Origin of the sequence: Sphingobacterium sp. BIGb0165 (genome assembly GCF_024810095.1) — a bacterium.
Lineage (GTDB): Bacteria > Bacteroidota > Bacteroidia > Sphingobacteriales > Sphingobacteriaceae > Sphingobacterium > Sphingobacterium detergens.
Genome location: NZ_JANUEB010000005.1, coordinates 288,303 through 307,209 on the forward strand (window position 1 = coordinate 288,303; position 18,907 = coordinate 307,209).

Here is an 18,907-nt window from a genome sequence, read left to right on the forward strand (position 1 = left end):
GATATTCAATGATATGTCGCATTGTTATTAACAACTACGAATCGTAAATCATAAGCGCGGATTGTAAATGAATGATACCTAGGATAAATAGACTTGATATATTTGGAATTAGGAGATCAACACAGTACCGATCACGGTATCGATGTTTTTCATTAGGTTAGAAGAAAGCCGTTAGGAATTCCCCATTCCAGCGGCTTTTACTTTTTACAAATTTGTATAATCATAATCCTTTCCACCGCTGAACTGGCTGTTCATGACACTACTGCTATCCTACAATAAAAATCACTTTATCTTATTTCTTTGTTATTCTGATTTTTATATAGGTTGGATAGGTATTTTTATATATCTTTGATAAAGAACCAAAAGCCTTTAGCCTTTCCGCTGTTAACATGGAGATATTTTGACTTTTGGGGAACGAGTAATTTTTGAATTATGAAATATCTTTTTGTACTGTTGCTCGGTTTATTCCTATTGTCCAGTTGTGACAAGGAAGAAGGTGATCCAGACTCCATGGAGATCGACGGTGCTGCATTAGCCAAAAAGTTTCAATTTATAGGTCGCTCTGTTGGTTTTTCAGTAAATCAGATTTATGTAGATCAAACTATAGACAAAAATTTTTACCTGGGAACAGTATGGGGATTGAAAGATACTATACCCACGGTGAAGCTAGCTTCCCTTCGTAGTCATTATAAGCCTTTTAAAATTACAATTGTGCCTACCACTTCCGCTATTTCAAATGCGAAGATCGTTCCAACCTTCGACGGAATTCGTTCCTATGCCCGTAAAAATAAAAGCACTGAGGTGACAATGTCAGGTTTTTCCATAACAGATTTCTTTGATTATGAATCAATACGTTACCATCTCAATAATAGCCCTGACGTAGATAGTGTTTTAAAGCTTGTCGAACACCATGATTCAACAACAATCAAAAGAGCATATAGCTGTTTGATGCGTAGTGAAAATATTGCATTTTCATTGATGGCACAATTCAATGAGTTTTCTTCAGCTTTTGGCCGTAAAGATGTTGCTCAGCTAAAACAAGCTGGTTTTAATCCCTATTATACAAATATTGTAAATTACGGTACACATTTGATTATGATGGGAGAAAGCGATTATCCTCGGATTGATTTCAAAAATGTACTTGATAAATTATTGGAAGGTCAGCCATTGACTGAAAAGGAGGAAACGATCTTGAACGCTTCGGATCTGTTAATCTATCTACGTGGTGGTAAGAGAGAAAGCTTTATCAGGCGCGAAAGCGGTTTGCAAGAAATAACTAAGCTGATAACAGAATTTAAAAAAGAGTTTGAAAAACAAAGTAATTCATTTGATTTCCCCATCAGCTATTCGCTCAGAAGTTTAGACAACTTTACACCTTTGAAATTTTGGTATTCCTATGATTTTCTTGCCCGTGAGGAAAAAGGTAATTAAGGTTTTTTAATTTGACAGAGAATACCTCTTTATCTTGCTAGTTTGGCATTAACGAGATAAAGTTAATGCCAAGCTAGCGAGATATATAAAAGTGGATAAACTGATAATATTACGCTTAAGTTTAGGGAATTAGAGCTACCTTACCATTTTCGTCCACGGTAAATTTAAATGTGTAATAATTTTGGCTTACCATACGACCTTGTTGTGATTTACCTTCACCCTTTTTGGTCGCATTTACTGCAAATAGTTGTTTTACTTTTCCATTATCATCAACAGAGAAGGTATATTCATGTAACGAATAATTCTCATATTCTTGCGGAATAAGTGTTGTGGCTTCGCCTACCTTATAAGGTATAGGGGTTACATCAAAGCTTTTAACGGCGACTGTTTTGGTTTTCTTTAGAAAAGGCATTTTTTTCTCTGAAGCAAAGGATTCTTTGGATTTCTGCATGCCATCGGCAGGACTATAGATATCTTCCATTTGTTTATCTCCATCCCAATAAACAACCTTTACTTCTCCAAGTTCTCCATAAAGTTCTTCTTTTGACTTGATTTGTAATTCTTCTACCTGTTTTTCCGGATCGAAGTTTTTTTCAATGATTTGTTTGACAGCTTTACCGCCATCTTCGTTCTGTGGGTATACCGTACTATTGCCGCATGATGTAATCAACAGCGTACTGGCTACCAAGGCTAAAAAAGTAATTTTGATTCTTTTCATTTTTATTTATATAGTTAATTATTACGCTATCTATCGAATTTCATGCCATTTTTATTGCGGCGATGGCTTGCAATAGCTCAGCAAAAATTAGTAGCTTTATTTTTTTGAATTACTATGAAACTACGCTCTTTATTTTTTGCCCTATCGGTATCACTTTTTAACTTATGTCTAGCGCAGCCAGCAGATACGCACACCAATGCTAAACAGGATGACAAACCTCTTGAAATAGCCCTTTCCAAAGCAGGGAAAAATAGGGCTTCATTGGAAAAAGTGCTCAAAGACGTGCCCAAAAATATGAAGGAAGGTGCAGTCTTCTTAATTTCCTATATGCCACAACGGGATCTGGAATCCTTAAGAAGCGATTTCTTATTGCGCAATATTGAATTAGCCTATCGGGCAAAAGAGAAGTTCTCTTGGACGAAACAACTACCAGATTCCATTTTTTTAAATGAGGTATTGCCTTATGCCGTGCTCAATGAAAATCGGGACGAATGGCGTGAAGAACTCTTTAATAGGTTTTCAAAGTATGTGGAGTCTTGTAAGACACTTCGTGAGGCCATCGCCGCTGTCAATAAAAATATTCGGGACGAAGTTATGGTTGATTATAACACAAAAAGAAAACGGCCTGATCAATCTCCCTCGGAATCAATTGATCAAGGGATGGCTTCCTGTAGTGGGCTGTCAATCTTGTTGACTGATGCATTTCGTGCAGTGGGTATCCCATCCAGGGTAGCGGGAACCTTAAACTGGTTTGACAATCGTGGAAATCACAACTGGTGTGAAGTTTGGATAGATGGGAAATGGTATTTTACAGAATATTACCCCGATAAAGAGTTGAATCGTTCTTGGTTCTTAGCGGATGCGGGCAAAGCAGATGCAAGTAACCGGGAGCATGCCATTTATGCTTCTTCTTTCAAAGCGGCAGAAACATACTTTCCTTTAGCTTGGGATACAAACTTGAAATATGTGAATGGGGTGAACGTAACGCCTACTTATAAAGCTTTATATAACGAGCAGCAGCAACAAATTAACATAGACAATAAGCATACGGCAATTTATGTTATTGCTTACGAAAGTAAGGACAAGACCACACCCGAAGATCGGAAAAAGTGTAATGTCGATATCTTTCAAGGAAAGGATCAAGTAGGCGGAGGTTCTACCAAAGATGCAAGACAAGATGCAAACGACCGGTTGCAGTTTGCAGTAGAAAAAAACAAAATATATACACTTAAGTATAATAGTAAACAAGGAGCAGTGGAAAAACAGGTGAAAATAGAGAATGATCCTATGACAGTAACCATTTTCCTTGATTAGAGACAAAATCTTTTTAATTATAAATTGTACTCGCTCTCTTGTTAGATGACCCTTTAGAATCTGATAATAGAGCGATTTTTTTTATCTAAGATTTTTTATTAGTATTTCCTGTCGGAGAAAAACAGCTGTCTAATTGCGATTAAAGCTGAGAAAACCACGTTATGTAACTTTTTTTTTGCAATCTTAAACTGAATTTGTTTAAATTGCCAATCGAATTGTGACACAACCAATGTATTTGAAACCTTTATCCGAAGAAAATAAGAGGAATATTGCTATTCATCGAGATGAAAACTCTTTTAAGGCCTATTTTTTGGCTAATTATGGGGTGCTAAAAAGTAATGCATTTTCTTTTATAAAAGATAAACAATTGGCTGAAGATGTAGTTTCTGAAGTACTTTGGAAAATCTGGTACTTGGGACCGGATCTTATGAATATCGTGAGTCTCGAAAGCTACCTCCTCCGGGCGATCAAAAATAAATGCCTGAACCTGCTCCGGGTTCGTCAGCTCGTGCTAACAGATGGCATTGAATATCAAGATACATTAATCGATCGCAATACACCTGAAGATATATTGATATCTAATGAAAGCATCCAACGCATCCAACAGGCTGTAGAATGTTTGCCGCCAAAAACAAAAGAAGCGTTTAAATTGGTGAAGGAAGAAAAGAAGACCTATTTGGAGACTGCGGAAACGATGGGAATATCTAAAAAAACTGTAGATAGACATATTCAAATAGCCCTTGGAAAACTATGGGCCTGCATGAAAGAAAAAAAATAATTTTTTTATTGGGGATTTTGTATTGCTTAGGTGTCTCTATCACAAATACACCGAATGCGCATGTTTTCATCTGAAGAAGAATACTTTTTATTTTTAGCCAATCGATTGCTTGAAGGAACGCTCACAGCAGAGGAAAGGATCGTTTTGGATAATTTACTGCGAGCAGATGAAAATAAAAGACAATTCATTGCCTTCTTGGAAAGTGAGCAGGAGGAACGGCAAAATATCGAGGCCGAGATTATCTATGAAAAGTCAAAACCTATAGAATTGGTTGCCGATAGGGATTCTAATGTCCACCCCTTTTTAAATCACAAAAAAATAAAAATAATATCCATTGCAGCCAGTATTTTGATGGTATTTGGATTGTTGACTTTTTGGTCTATAAAAAGAGACAAAGAGGAAAATATTGATTCAGAATGGCAAACAATTGTTACAGGAAAGGGAGAACGTAAATCGATCAAGTTAAGTGATGGATCTGAGGTCTGGCTTAATAATGAAAGCACCCTGCGACTGAAAAGTGGATTTGGAAAAACTGACCGGGTATTGCAATTAATAGGGGAGGGCTACTTCTCGATTGCCAAGAATCCAAATTTGCCTTTGACGATTAAAACAGCGCATGCAGAGGTGCTGGTACTGGGTACTAAATTTAATCTCCGCGCGATTCCAGATGAAAATATAACAACGACTTCGCTAATTGAAGGTAAGGTACAACTGAAAGTCGTGGAGAATAAGCAAACAAAAACCTATGAACTCCTACCGGGAAACAAAATCTCTGTGGTTAATTCGGTGCTGGAGCCAAGCCATAATAAAAGCAAGCATGCTGTTATACAGCAGCAGGTAGCTTTTGAAAAACTTGATATAGTCGAGACTGAAGCTACGGAAACACTCTGGATGAAGAACCGTCTGGTGCTTAAAGGTGATGATTTTAATGCCGTTGCCCGAAAGATGGAACGTTGGTTTGGAAAACCTGTTGTTATCAAAACAGAGCGATTGGCGGAACAACATGTCACCGGCATATTTGAAGAAACAACGAGCGAGGAATTCTTGGATATGATCAAGCGAACCGGCATAAAACTAAATTACTATACCCTAAATGATACACTTTATGTAAAGTAAAATTAAAAAAGGGTATCCCTCATAGTGAGCAATACCCATACGTTTTAACCAATGGCATCGGACCCTAGGAAAGTAGGATGCCAATCGATTATTATTAAATACCAAAATTATGAAAAAAAAATCACATGTACTTTATCATGTGCCTATCTCGTATTACCTAAAATGGTTGTTAATGGCCAAATTTTTAATCATTTTCTTATTCGCATGTGTTGCAACTGGTCTAGCGAAAGAATCTAAAGCGCAGAAAACGGTTTCTTTACGATTTGAAGAGGTTCGGCTCAAAAATCTCTTAACTTCAATCGAAGAGCAAACCAAGATTAATTTCATCTATAACGATAATAGTATTCATGATATTAAAGTAAAGCGTGTTGATGTACGCAATAAAAAATGGACCGATCTATTGTTACCAATCTTAGCGAAGGAATCTTTGGAGATGGATATAGTAAGTGAAAATCGTATTATCATTCGTTCGATGACCAGATCGCAGGATAAAATAGCATCGGGTACAATCAAAGATAGCCATGGAAAACCATTGGCGGGGGTATCTGTGAAAGTAAAAGGAACAGACAAGATGACACAGTCCAATAGTGATGGACAATTCTCACTTGTGGTCGAGAACGAAAACAACATACTGTTGTTTTCCTATCTGGGTTATCTCACGCAGGAGCTTCCTTATCAACGACAAGGGATGTCAGTGGTGTTACAGGAAGATCTCGCCCAATTGGAAGAAGTTGTTGTCATTGGATACGGAACCCAGAAGAAAGCAACATTGACGGGTTCGGTCAGTCAGGTTTCGGGGAGCGAGTTGCAACGGTCGCCAGCACCTAACTTGTCCAATTCCCTTGCCGGGAGAATGCCGGGTGTGGTGGCCAACAATCGTTCAGGTCAGCCCGGGAGCGATAATTCTGAAATATTTATTCGCGGTAAAGGTTCCTTGGGAGACAATAGTCCATTGTATGTGATTGATGGGGTTGCCAACCGTGGTGGCATCGAGCGATTGAATCCGAGCGATATCGAAACTATTTCCGTATTAAAGGATGCTTCCGCTGCAATCTATGGTGCACAGGCCGCAAATGGTGTGATTTTGGTCACGACCAAACGTGGAAATGGTGATAAACCGACAATTTCTTACGATGGAAGTTATGGACTCTCCGAGCATACACGTACACCTAAGTTGATGGATTCTTACCAGTTTATGGTCTATGATGATGAAATCAACGCTCATTTTGGTCGAGTTGAAAAGTATAAGGATATAAAAGGAAAGTATTTGGATGGAAGTATCGATCCGCTTCTATATGCAAATACAGACTGGATGAAAGCAGTATTTAAATCAGCTCCGCAAACACAGCATTCGCTTTCGTTGCGCGGTGGTGATGAAAAAGTACGCTACTATGTCTCGGGTGGATACCTATATCAAAAACCGGGTTTCAAAAATACTGACCTGAATTTCAGAACTGTGCAGTTCCGCTCCAACCTCGATGCAAAGATCACCAAAGATCTGTCGGTATTGATTGAAGTCGCTACAAGACAGGAAAATCGAAACAATTCCAATTATGATATGGGGACCTTCTTTTGGGAAGCGTTCCATGCTTATCCGTTCTTACCAGATTACTATCCCAACGGATTACCAGGCCCGGGACTTTCCTGGGGTAATAACCTGACAATCCTCGCTGCAGGAAAAACAGGTTATCAGCATATAAAAGATAATTTTATAAATACAAAAGCTGGCTTCGACCTCAAAACTCCTTGGTTGTTGGATGGATTGAGTTTTTCAGGATATGCTGCATTTGATTCGAGATATCGGCATGAAAAGAAGCTCAACAATATGTGGGATGCCTATCGTTATAATCCAGCAACCAAAGAATATGATAATATTCGGGAAACAACAGGTGATGTTAATATAAACCTCTCCGAAAGAAATGATAACGATCGCATCGAAACCTGGAATTTTAAAATTGGCTATGATAAAAAATTTGATGCACATAGTATTAATGCCTTTCTTGCTTATGAGCAAAGTAAGAACAGAGGAGATTGGTTTTCAGCTTATCGCCGTGATTTCTTAAGTGATGCTGTAGATTATCTTTTCGCAGGAAGTGACAATCAAAAAAATAACGATGGGAAAGCAACAATCTCGGCACGCCAGAATTACTTTGGCCGGGTAAGTTATGGATTTAAAGATAAGTATCTCGCCGACTTCACATTGAGGAGAGATGGTTCGCAAAACTTCAGCAGCAATGCCCGTTGGGGTTGGTTTCCCGGTGTCTCAGCAGGTTGGCGTATCTCCCAGGAAGATTTTTTTAAAGAAAATGTTCCGTTCATCAATGAATTGAAGATTAAAGCTTCTTGGGGTAAATTGGGAAATGATCGCGTAAGTCCTTTTCAGTATATCAGTACCTATGTACTCGGGGATGGAGCAATGTTTGGTGTTGACCCTAAGAGAGGGAAAGGTTTTACGGTAGGAAGATTGGCCAACCCTAATATTACCTGGGAAAAAGTGGATACGAAAAATATAGGTTTCGAGTCTGTTTTCTTTAAAAACACGTTGACTTTTGACCTACAGTATTTCTATTCGATGCGAACTGATATTTTAACACCAAAGCAGGCCTCTGTACCCAAATATACAGGATTGACCTTGCCCGATCAGAATATCGGTGAGATTTCAAACAGAGGTATCGAGAGTAGCCTTCTATATCGTAATAAGGTTGATGATTTTAGTTATTCTATCGGCGGAAATTTCACTTTTGTACGCAATAAGATTCATTTCTTTGATGAGGCACAAAATACGCCGGAATGGCAGCGTAGAACAAACCACAGCATAGATTCCTGGTTGGTGTACAAAACCGATGGTATCTATCAAAATCAGTCCGAAATAGATGCTTCTCCGCATTTACTGAATACCAAACCCGGCGATATCAAGTATATTGATGTTGACGATGATAAAAAGATTACAAGTAATGATATGGTCCGGATTTACGAAAGTCCGATACCCGAAATTACCTATGGTATTACCATGGGGACGAAATGGAAAAATTTCGATTTAAATATCCTATGGTCGGGGCAAGACCGCGCGAAACAGATTATCAAACCGGGAAGCTATAATAGAGATGTGACATATTTTGAAAATAGATGGACCTCAGAAGCGGAAACACCGAATGCGCTATATCCCAGAGCTTTTGATCGCGATGATACGTTTAATTCCATGAACTCAACATTCTGGTTGAAAAATGCCTCCTTCTTAAGACTGAAAAATGTAGAACTGGCTTACTCACTATCACCAGCCATGCTTGAAAAGATCAAGATGAAAAATCTGCGGATCTTTATTAGCGGTTTCAATCTCTTTTCCATCGACCAGATCAAAATCCAGGATCCTGAAGGGATACAAGCTGGTGGCATGTATTATCCACAGCAGCGGATTTATAGTGTGGGTATGAATTTAAGTTTTTAATTGATAGATTACATGAAAACAACGATAAAACTATATATAGCAATTTTTTTTACAGCTTGTTTTACATCATGCGCTGATTATTTAGATGTCAAGCCTTTGGACTCTTTTACCGGAGAGGCTATATTTTCGGACGTCAGTTTAATGGAAGCTTATGTGAACAAGCGATATACGGAACTACGGGATGGGTTTGGAAATTTCGGTTTACGCTACATTTCCGATGAGGCATATCACAACTTCAACTCGGGTAATCCTTACTTATATAATCGGGGCGAGGTAACAGCAGATCAATTTGGTGACTACTCGACCTGGAACGCGTATTATGAAGGAATCAAGAACTGTAATATTTTCTTTGATAATATTGCTCAGCTTAAAGCGGACAAAGGGAAGGTAGATCGGTTGATTGGGGAGATGACTTTTCTGAGAGCATTTTTTTATGCGGATCTCGTTGCACGATTTGGCGGTGTCCCTCTGATTACAAAAACCTTCGATCTGAACAGTGATATGATGGTGCCCCGGAATTCCTATGACGAATGTATCGATTTTATTGTAAAAGAATTAGATAAAGCAGCAGACTTACTTCCCCTCAGTTATGAGGGAAAGGATTTTGGCCGCGCGACTAAGGGAGCTGCATTGGCACTGAAGTCACGGGTAACATTATATGCCGCTAGCGCTTACTGGAACCCATCTAATGATAAGTCCAAATGGCAAAGAGCTGCGGATGCAGCGAAGGCTGTGCTGGATCTCAATCAATACCAGCTCGATCCGAATTACAAACAGCTTTTTACGAGCAACAAGAGTAAAGAGATTATTTTCATGAAGCAGTTCAATACGGAATTTGGGCACTCCTTTGACTGGACTGATTCTCCGAACGGTTTTACAGGCTGGTCAAGAACCTGTGTACTCCAAGACATGGTGGATGCTTATGAGATGGAGGACGGTTCAATGCCTTCAGCACAACAGTACGTGGATGGTAAACCCTGGGAAGGGCGTGAGCCTCGATTCTATGCTTCTGTTGTCTGCGATGGCCAGCAATTTAGAGGAAGAGAGATTGAGTTCTATGTATCTTCTACCGGAAACAGAGCCAATAGTGGTAAAGACAGCGAATTCGGTATTGATGATTGGAATGCTTCGAAGACCCATTACACGATCCGCAAGTTTATGGACGAAAGTTTGCGCAATCCTTGGAACGATAAGAGCGCACAACCTTGGATTTACATGCGTCTGGGTGAGATTTACCTAAATTATGCGGAAACCCAATATCAGTTGGGGAACGAGGAGGCCGCCCGTACTTACATCAATAAGATTAGAGAGCGGGCACGTGGAGGGAAGGCTGGTATACTTCCTGCCATCACAAGCACCGGAGCAGCACTTTTGGGAAAAATACAACAGGAACGCCGCATAGAACTTGCTTTTGAAGATCATCGTTTTTTTGATGTAAGACGTTGGAAAATCGCTGAACAGACCGAAAACAAACCAGCACGGAAAATCACGATTGTACGGGATGACCAAACGAAAAAGAAAAGTTATAAAATCGAGGTGTTGCAGGAGCGGAAGTTCTTTCCGCAGCATTATCTGCTTCCGATTCCGAGGAGTGAAATTCAACGAAATGCACTGTTGAAACAGAACCCAAGTTACGACTAATCAACCTACCGCCTAGGGTCTGTCATGTACAGATCCTGGGTTCATTAAAAGCTAATCCTTATGAAAGCGATCCTATTACTCGCCCTGCAGACCCTATTTTTTGTAAGTTTATTCGCGCAAAAAAATGATATTTCCATTGATACAGATCATAAAGAGCTAAACGACATCTTTGTGTGGGCAACACAGAAAGCGCGGTCTTTTGTTGTTACAGGAAAAAGAGGGCCTGTCAATATCCATCAGAAAAACCAAGAGTCAGCTACCGTTTCTTATTTACCTAGCTATTGGGCAGGCTATCCTTTGCGCACTGCGTTCTATTCACGTGATTTTTGTCATCAAGCGATTGGAGCTCATTTATTAGGACTGGAAGCTGAAAATTTCACTATGCTCCGTGCTTTTGCCGCGAGTGCTACCCCTAGCCGAAAATGGTTCCCTTTATGGGCTATTAATTTTGATGGGACACCTTACACCTTAGATTATAAAAACGACGATAACTTTGTGCGCGAAATTCCAGCTGTTTTTGAACTGGTGGAAAAGAATGCTCAGCTCTATGACTGGACCAAAGATAAACGTTATCTGACCGACTCCGCATTAAGACAATTCAATGCTAAAGCTGTAAGTGACTTCGTGCTAGCGCATGATCTTAAAAACCCGAACGGTGTTGCAGAGAGTGATGGCTCGGGCAATATCTTCAAAGGTACCGCCACCTATAATGAACATCGTGACCAGACTTTGATTGAAGCAGGCGATGGTATCGGGAGTCAATATCAAGCTTATTTGGCTTTCGCAAAGCTGTCAGAATTAAGTGGCAACAACATCCAGGCCATGACCTATAACGAAAAGGCCAAAGCATTGTGGAACTATTTTAATAAGGAATGGGGGATAGTCGATAATAAAGAATTGTATAATCGGGGCTACGATAAGAATAAGCTCCCTGTTGCTGGTTGGGGAAAGGAGAACTCCTGGTTTCTTCCCTTGAAAGAAATTACAGACCCACGATCGGACAGACATCTGAAGTATTTGAATTATATCGATGAACAGCTCGGCTCCAAAGAAGGATTACCCGAAAATATAGAAGCAATTACCTATGTGCCGGAGCTATTTTTTAAATATGGGCAGAATGAGCGTGGCTGGAAATGGTTGAAATACATTATTTCAAAAATTAATACAGTGCATGCCATGGCAACATTGACTGGTAACAATGGCGATTACCCTGAGGTTTCTTTTGTGTTGGTCAGTAATATTGTACAGGATATGATGGGCGTTAATCCCGGAGTGAAAGGTAACGCTGTAGAAACCTATTCCCATCTTCCAAAAGAACTTGGTCGGGTGAAAGTGTCGAATGTCAAGATTGGCCGGGGAATGTATACTGTGGAGCAACGTGCTGTATCGGAAACGATCTTGTCTTACACAGGAGGAGAAGCGGTACAGTATTGGCAGGCTGGTTTTCAGGGAAGTCATCCTTATCTCTACTGTAATGGTAAGAAGACTAAAAGTAGCATTGGCGAAAAAAATGGCATTACCTACAGTTATATCGTAGTGAAGATTATGGGAGATAAGCAATACAGTGTAACGACTCAATTATAGATAAATCATGAAAACTAAATTATACTATTGGGGTGTTGTTGCAATTAGCCTACTGCAGTGGAGTTCATCGTTAGCTCAAAATTCAAAAAAATGGACGTTATTGAAAGGGAATAGGATTGAATGGAAGGTTAGAGAGGGAGAGAATCAAGAGGATCATATTGAAATGGCAGGTTTACAAACCGCTGCTGTCGTTTACTATGGTGTTCGCAATGGTCGCCTCTTATTGGACAAAAAGATCGTATTTCCCATGCTGCGAACAATTCCTAACAATACACATGCAAGTCTAACCGTACCCTTTCAAGATAATAAGTCTTTATTGATAAAAGTAGATGGGGTAGTGGTCGACGAGTATCCGTTGAGCTTTGGGCTCGATGGAAAATTATGTGTTTATTCAAAAACGAATTCTCCATTGGAAATACAGCGGACCTTATTTCCCGCAGTTGATAAGCCTGTTTTGATTGAGCAGGTTAAGTTGGTTAATAGAGGGAATAAACCCTTGCAGATTGATCTGATTAACAAGTATTCAAAATTCTATTCCGACCCTGAAAAAAGTGTATATGGGCAATATGTCGTGCAGGCTTTACTAAGAGACAGCGTCGTTCCTAAACTTGAACCACTACAGTCTTATCAATTCAATATTGTGTATGAAGGGAAGAAAATTACCGAACCAGCTTATCAGTATTCGCCCTCCTATGAATTAGGGAAAAGGGAGGATTTTGTGAAAAGTTTAGCTGGTGATCTTATTCTGGAAACACCCAATGATACGATCAATACCGCATTTGCCTTTGCGAAGATTCGTGCAACAGAAAGTATCTATGATACAAAGGGCGGATTAATGCATGGTCCTGGGGGCCTAAGCTACTATGCCGCGATATGGGCAAATGATCAGGCTGAATATGCCAATCCTTTCTTCCCATTTTTAGGCAATCGCAACGGCAATGAAAGTGCTATTAATTCCTTCCGTCATTTTGCCCGTTTTATGAACTCAGATTATAAACCGATTCCCAGTTCAATAGTTGCTGAAGGTGACAGTTATTGGAATGGAGCAAAAGATAGGGGGGATATGGCGATGATTGCCTACGGGGCATCGCGTTATGCCTTGGCATTGGGTAAGAAAGATATCGCTACCGAGCTGTGGACATTGATTCATTGGTGTTTTGAGTATCTTGAGCGACAGAAGACAGATGAGGGCGTATACCGCTCAGACAGTGACGAATTGGAAGGCAGAGCTCCGGCAGGAAAGATTAATCTGTCGACGAATAGTATTGCTTATGGTGCTTATCGAAGTGCTGCGGATCTGGCCCGTGAGTTGGGTAAGGATGATCTTTCAGAACTATACCTACAGCGTGCTGGAGAACTTCGGAGTGCGATTGTTAGGTACTTTGGAACCGACGTGCAGGGATACTCCACGTATCGTTATTATGATGGAAATAGCATCTTAAGGGCTTGGATATGTTTGCCAATGACCATGGGCATTACCGAGCGGAGTGCCGGAACAATCGATGCATTGTTGTCAAAATATCTTTGGACCAATAATGGTATCCTGACACAATCCGGAGATAAGGTATTCTGGGATAGAGCAACATTGTATGCCTTTAAGGGATTTTTTATGACGGGTGCGACGGAAAGAGCGCTTCCCTATTTTAAATATTACTCTTCGATGCGCCTTTTGGGTGATCACGTCCCTTATCCAGTTGAGGCTTGGCCTGAGGGTGGACAAAGACATTTAAGTGCCGAGAGTGCCCTTTATTGTCGTGTCATAACAGAGGGCTTATTTCATATTGTACCCACAGGGTTACGCAAGTTCAGCATAAATCCCAGTCTACCAAAGGAATGGAAGTATATGCGACTTAGGCGCATAAGAGCCTTTGACCGTGTGTTTGATATTGAAGTAGTTCGGAGAGGCAAACAAGAGTTCCTTGTTGTGAAACAACAAGATGGAACGACAATTCAAAAAACGATTTTAAAGAACCAAGCTATCAGTATCACGTTAAACTAAGCGAATAAATCGCTACAGGTCGTCCTGTAGCAATTTATTTTTAATTACATGCCCTTATAATGGGCCGAAATCTTGTATATCTTTCCATGTCCGTCTAGTTTCATGTACTCCGCGGATAGCGAGCCATCGACATTTTTGTAGAAAAGTACTATGGAATTTACACCTTTGTGCTGCTAAATTAAACAAACGGTTGCGTTTTGATCGGAGTTGTCAATGCTAATAATTCTCATTATTATCGTATTGCTAAAGTAAATGAGTACTTAAATAAGATAAAGTGAAAAAATATATATCACTGGCGGCAGCTCAAATGTTGTCCGTTCTATTATTGTCAGCGCAAACGACCAAGTCCGATGCTCCATTACGATTGTTGGGAACAAGAAGTTGGATACGACTTGATATGAAAGATGGAAAGAACGATCTTTCGGGAGCCAAGCTGTTCTGGTCAAAGACGCATAGGAAGCCTGCTGTTGCCAATGCGGTACTCGCGGAGGGTACCAAACGCTATTATATCCAGCAGGTTGATCCCGAGACAACCTATTATGTTTGGGTGGAATCTGTAGCTGGCAAGCCTTTGGCGCAAGGGAAGTCCTATACCTCTAAAAGTTGGACTTTGGATGATACCGAGCTCGAGGAAGAGAAAAGAAATCCAAGTTCAGCTGTTGTTCCTGTCGGTATGGAAGTTTTTTGGCAGGACGAGTTTAATGATCGACTTTTAAACCGGAATAAATGGACCACCAATTATTTCTCCTCATTGAATTATCTAAATGAAAAGTCAAAGCAGGAAATGTTACAGAATCAATTACCCCAGCCTGCCTATACGCTTGACGGATCTGCAATTAACCTCTATGTGAATGATACCATACCAAAGCGAATCTTTACAGAAGGTGGAAACCAAAAGATTTCGTCCATTCAGACTTATGATTGGAAAACGAATGAAAACCTGTTGGACAATAGTAAAGGTGGTTATTTTGAGGTAAAAGTACGACGCAATCGTCAAGGTAACCCGAAAGGAACAAATACTGCATTTTGGTTCGATTCACCAGGACCAGATATTCGTTACTATCTTCAAGAGGGAGCCGAGGTTGAACGAATAAAAGGAATACGTCCAAAAGGCCAATTGTTTGAAATAGATGTGTTTGAATATATCACGGCTCAATTTGTCATCCACGGACATGTCGATGCGAAAGGGGGATTTCAACGTAATCTTGCCACACATATTGCCGAAGGATATGAGCATGTAGGCCAGTGGGTTACCCATGGTGTGTTGTGGGCTCCAACAAGTATTAAACATTATATCAATGGTGATTTAATTAAAGAGTACGACAATAAAAATCAAATCTACTCACCCAACCATTTTATGAATGTGTTTTTAGGCGCATACGGTTCCGAAGGTGGGGTAAATATGGAGGTCGATTATATCCGTGCCTATAACTGGCCTTTGCGTGATGGAAATGAGCTCCCTAATCCCGATTTTGAGGGAAAAGCTGGTCTCAAGCCCTGGGAAGGAGAAGGTACGATTGAGGAGGGCATAGGTGAAAAGGGGAGTAAGGCTCTTGTACTTGCTCAAGGGAAAAAGATAGAACAATACATTTATCTGGACCCAGCGCAACAATTTAACCTTAGGTATTGGGGCAGAGGTGGCGGTATAGCCGTAGCAGTAGACGATGTAAAGGTTGTGACCGGAGAACTGTCGAATCTAAAGCAACAGACACTGGAGTTGGGTAAGAAAGGTAAAAAACAAGAAATTAATTTTGTGACTGGTCAGGAAATCAAACCAAATAAAAAAATAGTGCGAATAGCTTTTACGAACACAGGTAAAGAGACCATATATTTAGATAATATCACAGTAAAGAAGAAATAAAATAACTGAAACTTATCCTACCATAATAATGGAAATATGGCTCCATGTAGTTGAATAAAAATCAATACATGGAGCCTGTTTTTGTTAAAAGGTTATTGTGCTCTTTTGGAACTCAGTTGGTGACATACCAGTTAAGCTCTTAAAAAAATGAGTAAAGACGGCCTGATCTTCAAACCCAAGTTGATACATGACAGCTTTGATTGTAATGGGTACGAGACTCAATAGGCGCTTGGATTCTGCCAATATCTCGTCTTTGATTACTTTTGTCGGTGTTACATTTAGATGATTTCGTGTCAGGATCGCGAGGTAATCTGGACTTACATTTAATTTTTTTGCATAGAATGTGACGTTATGCTCTTTATTGTAATGGAGCTTTACAAGCTGCAAAAATTCAAATAAAACAGATGGTATTCTAAATAAATTAATATCACTGATACGCTTCTCTAAAATCCTACTGATTTCCTGTAAGGTGATACGCGCCCGTGAACAAATGATTTCAAGTAGAGGTCGATCCATATGCAATTCATTCCCGATATTCCTTAACTCATAGAGGAGTGTCTCAAATTCCGATTGCGTAAGATCTTGCACAGGGTATACCCTGTATAAATGTTGGCTAAAACGTAATGCAGTACAAACCTTTTCAAAATTTATCTTGGAAATCTTAAGTTGATAGGTAAACGTATAATCCAAAATACTGAAATGGCTTCGCTGTCCAGGAAAAACAAGATGTAGCTGATATCCCCGCATGATGTGTTTTTCCAAATCAATATGGTGGGCACCTCTTTTTGATTCGGACAGAGTGATAATAAATTCATCGTTCTGAAAATTTCTTGTTCTATAGAGCCGTCCCTGCCATTCGGTATAGAGCGTCTCATGATCTTTTTTTAGATCTCCACTTTTTTTGACGATACCTGTTTCAAACATTTTTTTAGGTTAAATAGGGTTATGTGTTATCCAAGTATATAAAAAAAAAGAATGATAAAATTGAATAGTCACGTTTTATCCTGCTCTTTCTATTTTCTGTATCAGAAAAAGGTGTTTTTGAGATATGTATTGACCAGAAGTTTTTATCTTGTTTTAAAATTTGGATAGCATGGATAAAATCAAGAATTATTTTGACTCGCTCATTGCGATGGAGGCGGAGGACTGGGATATTTTTTCGTCAATGCTTACCAAGGCAGTTTTTCCGAAAAGATCACTGATTCTGGAAATGGGTAAAACCGAGCGCTATCTTTCCTTTATTGAAAGGGGGATTGTCCGGTTCAATATTCCAAAATTAGATTATGATTTTACATTTGGGTTTGCTTTTGAAAACTCCTTTGTGAGTGCCTATGATTCATTCCTGACCCAAACTGCATCGTCCTATAATCTTGAAGCGATTACAGATTGTGTCTTATGGCGGATATCTTATGATGATCTGAATACCGTGTATAAAACGACAGAGGTGGGGAATTTTATCGGACGAAAGGCTATCGAAGATATCTTTTTGAAGAAAATGAAACGTGAATTTACCTTACTCGAAGATTCAGCCAAAACGAGGTATGTCAATCTCGTGCGGGAACAGCCTGAGTTAATTAAAAATATCCCCCTTAAATACTTGGCATCTTATATTGGGATTAGACCACAATCGCTAAGCAGAATCCGGAGGGAAATTTCTTAACAATTGTTCATTGATAGGGAATAGAAAGGCCCATAACTTTGAATAAAAAAGATTATGAAACCACTTTTTGTTTTACTTACAGTATTTCTCATCAGCAATTTAGTTATACGACAGTATAAGGGCGATATGGATTACCATTTGGCTGGAAAAAGGGCGATATGGATTACCATTTGGCTGGAAAAATAGCGCTTGCTGCCACATTATTGTTTACCTCCCTTGGACACCTCATCTACACAAAAGGCATGGTGTTGATGCTTCCTGATTTTATCCCATTAAAAAAAGAAATGATTTATATGACCGGACTATTGGAGGTCATGGGGGCTTTCGGTTTATTTATACCATCTTTAAGTCGTCTTACAGGGATGCTTTTAATTGTCTTTTTTATACTGATACTACCGACAAATATATATGCGAGTATGAGGCACCTGAACTATGAAACTGCGACTTTTGATGGAAAAGGCCCAGGCTATCTGTGGTTTAGAATTCCATTTCAACTGTTGCTGATCGGCTGGACTTATTATTTTGCGCTACGTTAATTTACGCTCTTCTTAACTTAAATATAGCAATAAGTTAATATTGAAAAGTTTAGTTTTATTTAACAATATTTTATTTTTGCTAAACATTTAATAGTGAATAAATGAGAGAAGCGATCAAGATGGTGGTATTTGATATGGCAGGTACTACTGTAAATGAGGATAATATAGTTTACAAGACACTTCAACAGGTGATAAATCACATTGGTGGTTATCAACTTACATTGACAGAAGTGTTGGAACACGGAGCTGGCAAAGAAAAGTTACAGGCCATTAAGACTGTACTAAAAAATTGCCTCAATATTGTTGACGATCAATTGGCTGAGCAGATGTTCCAATCATTTTTGCAAGCACTTGAAAACGCCTATGAAGTAGCAGAAATTTATCCGAATTCAAATGCCAATGAACTTTTTGCGATTTTGAAAGAGATGAGTATACTTCGGGTATTAAATACGGGATATGATCGCAAAACAGCGGAATCTCTTTTGAAAAAACTTAATTGGGTTGTAGGTCAAGATATTGATGCATTGATCACAGCATCCGATGTAACTAAAAATAGACCTTATCCGGATATGATCGATCTTGCAAGAGCAAATTTTGCAATAACAGACCCCACAGGAGTAGTGAAAATAGGGGACTCGATTATTGATATAAAGGAGGGTCAGAATGCTGGTTGTGCTTTAAGCATTGGCATTACGACAGGAGCCCATCATGCTAATCAGCTAAAATCAGCTAATCCGGATTACGTGATTGATGATCTACTGGAAATTGTACCCATTATAGAAAAATATAATATCCCAAGTCAGGTGGTTTAATGAAATTAAGTT

Annotated in this window: 14 protein-coding genes; 12 read left to right on the forward strand and 2 right to left on the reverse strand. The window is 39.4% G+C overall.

The annotated features are described in order from the left end of the window. Positions 1 to 432: 432 nt before the first annotated feature. Entirely contained in the window at positions 433 to 1,431 is a 999-nt protein-coding gene (locus M2408_RS13185) for a hypothetical protein (protein WP_259182499.1), read from the forward strand. Positions 1,432 to 1,552: 121 nt separating this feature from the next. On the opposite strand, the gene M2408_RS13190 is transcribed toward M2408_RS13185, so the two are convergent. Further along, a complete protein-coding gene (locus M2408_RS13190; RefSeq protein WP_259182502.1) occupies positions 1,553 to 2,149 on the reverse strand; it encodes a hypothetical protein in 597 nt (198 codons plus the stop codon). 114 nt (positions 2,150 to 2,263) lie between these two features. Between M2408_RS13190 and M2408_RS13195 the strand changes: the two genes are divergently transcribed. The 8 genes from M2408_RS13195 (at position 2,264) to M2408_RS13230 (ending at position 15,887) form a co-directional block, all read left to right on the forward strand. Beyond that, a complete protein-coding gene (locus tag M2408_RS13195; protein WP_259182503.1) occupies positions 2,264 to 3,463 on the forward strand; it encodes a transglutaminase family protein in 1,200 nt (399 codons plus the stop codon). A gap of 229 nt (positions 3,464 to 3,692) precedes the next feature. After that, positions 3,693 to 4,241 carry a sigma-70 family RNA polymerase sigma factor gene (locus tag M2408_RS13200; protein ID WP_120258564.1) on the forward strand — a complete coding sequence of 183 codons (549 nt, stop codon included), beginning with the start codon at positions 3,693 to 3,695 and terminating at the stop codon, positions 4,239 to 4,241. Positions 4,242 to 4,301: 60 nt separating this feature from the next. Beyond that, a complete protein-coding gene (locus M2408_RS13205) occupies positions 4,302 to 5,357 on the forward strand; it encodes a FecR family protein (protein ID WP_167457214.1) in 1,056 nt (351 codons plus the stop codon). A 109-nt stretch (positions 5,358 to 5,466) separates the two neighbouring features. Beyond that, positions 5,467 to 8,802, forward strand: coding sequence for a TonB-dependent receptor (locus tag M2408_RS13210; RefSeq protein WP_259182507.1), 3,336 nt, complete (start codon positions 5,467 to 5,469; stop codon positions 8,800 to 8,802). A gap of 12 nt (positions 8,803 to 8,814) precedes the next feature. Then, on the forward strand, positions 8,815 to 10,443 hold the full coding sequence (locus M2408_RS13215) for a RagB/SusD family nutrient uptake outer membrane protein (RefSeq protein WP_259182508.1): 1,629 nt from the start codon (positions 8,815 to 8,817) through the stop codon (positions 10,441 to 10,443). Positions 10,444 to 10,503: 60 nt separating this feature from the next. After that, a complete protein-coding gene (locus M2408_RS13220) occupies positions 10,504 to 12,027 on the forward strand; it encodes a hypothetical protein (protein ID WP_259182512.1) in 1,524 nt (507 codons plus the stop codon). A gap of 7 nt (positions 12,028 to 12,034) precedes the next feature. Continuing rightward, positions 12,035 to 14,026, forward strand: a complete 1,992-nt coding sequence (locus tag M2408_RS13225) for a hypothetical protein (protein WP_259182514.1) — start codon at positions 12,035 to 12,037, stop codon at positions 14,024 to 14,026. A gap of 274 nt (positions 14,027 to 14,300) precedes the next feature. Then, the gene (locus M2408_RS13230) at positions 14,301 to 15,887 is read left to right on the forward strand and encodes a glycoside hydrolase family 16 protein (RefSeq protein WP_259182516.1); all 1,587 of its coding nucleotides are present in this window, start codon (positions 14,301 to 14,303) and stop codon (positions 15,885 to 15,887) included. Between the two features lie 84 nt (positions 15,888 to 15,971). On the opposite strand, the gene M2408_RS13235 is transcribed toward M2408_RS13230, so the two are convergent. Further along, positions 15,972 to 16,811 carry an AraC family transcriptional regulator gene (locus M2408_RS13235; protein ID WP_259182517.1) on the reverse strand — a complete coding sequence of 280 codons (840 nt, stop codon included), beginning with the start codon at positions 16,809 to 16,811 and terminating at the stop codon, positions 15,972 to 15,974. 169 nt (positions 16,812 to 16,980) lie between these two features. Between M2408_RS13235 and M2408_RS13240 the strand changes: the two genes are divergently transcribed. From M2408_RS13240 to M2408_RS13250, 3 genes are all read left to right on the forward strand, one after another. Continuing rightward, positions 16,981 to 17,547, forward strand: coding sequence for a Crp/Fnr family transcriptional regulator (locus M2408_RS13240; protein ID WP_259182519.1), 567 nt, complete (start codon positions 16,981 to 16,983; stop codon positions 17,545 to 17,547). Positions 17,548 to 17,705: 158 nt separating this feature from the next. After that, on the forward strand, positions 17,706 to 18,083 hold the full coding sequence (locus M2408_RS13245) for a hypothetical protein (RefSeq protein WP_259182521.1): 378 nt from the start codon (positions 17,706 to 17,708) through the stop codon (positions 18,081 to 18,083). 101 nt (positions 18,084 to 18,184) lie between these two features. Further along, a complete protein-coding gene (locus tag M2408_RS13250) occupies positions 18,185 to 18,895 on the forward strand; it encodes an HAD hydrolase-like protein (RefSeq protein WP_259182523.1) in 711 nt (236 codons plus the stop codon). Positions 18,896 to 18,907: the final 12 nt, after the last annotated feature.